The sequence below is a fragment of the Sandarakinorhabdus glacialis genome (assembly GCF_014643455.1).
In the GTDB taxonomy this organism is placed as follows: domain Bacteria; phylum Pseudomonadota; class Alphaproteobacteria; order Sphingomonadales; family Sphingomonadaceae; genus Sandarakinorhabdus; species Sandarakinorhabdus glacialis.
Map to the genome: position 1 here is coordinate 1 of NZ_BMJM01000038.1, position 639 is coordinate 639.

1 protein-coding gene is annotated in these 639 nt (G+C 60.3%); it reads right to left on the reverse strand.

Annotation, left to right across the window (positions count from 1 at the left end; genetic code table 11):
• Positions 1-205 precede the first annotated feature (205 nt).
• Positions 206-639: EAL domain-containing protein (locus IEW98_RS16050; RefSeq protein WP_188764535.1), on the reverse strand; the 434-nt coding region annotated here is incomplete at its 5' end.

Sequence of the window (639 nt, forward strand, 5' to 3'; positions counted from 1 at the left end):
CGTTGGGTGCCACCTGACCTGCCCCAAGTCCAGACAGCCTACAGCGGCAAGCCGCAGCAGGTCATTCGCAGTGGCATCGCCGACCGCATGCGCCGCCCACGGCGCCAGCAGATCGCTGGCCGATCTGGTCCGAGTTTGCCGCCGCAGGTTCAGCGCGACTCCGAGTGGTGCGACGGGTGGACCCAGTTAGCAATCCGCCCCTGCCTTATCCCAGCCGCGATAATGGCTTCTGCATTGAACGCAGCAACAAGGCTGTCATTGTGTCCCGGTCGACAGCTTGGGAGAACAGATGGCCTTGGCCGAGGATGCAGCCGAACCGGCCAAGCTGCTCTGCCTGGCTCTCCGTCTCCACCCCTTCTGCGACTACTTGGATGCCAAGCTTGTCCGCGATGCTCAGGAGCCCCTCGACGATCACACTGCTTGAACTGCCAGGCGCAAGACTGGCTACAAAAGTCTGGTCGATCTTCACCATATCGACCGGCACAGTCAACAAATGGGTGAGCGAGGCGAAGCCGGTTCCGAAGTCGTCCAATGCCACCCGCAACCCCAGTTCCCGCATCATTTTGATCTCACGTGAGATTACATGGTCACGTCGCCCTATGTAGATACTCTCGGTAATCTCGACGGTGAGCAGCTTCA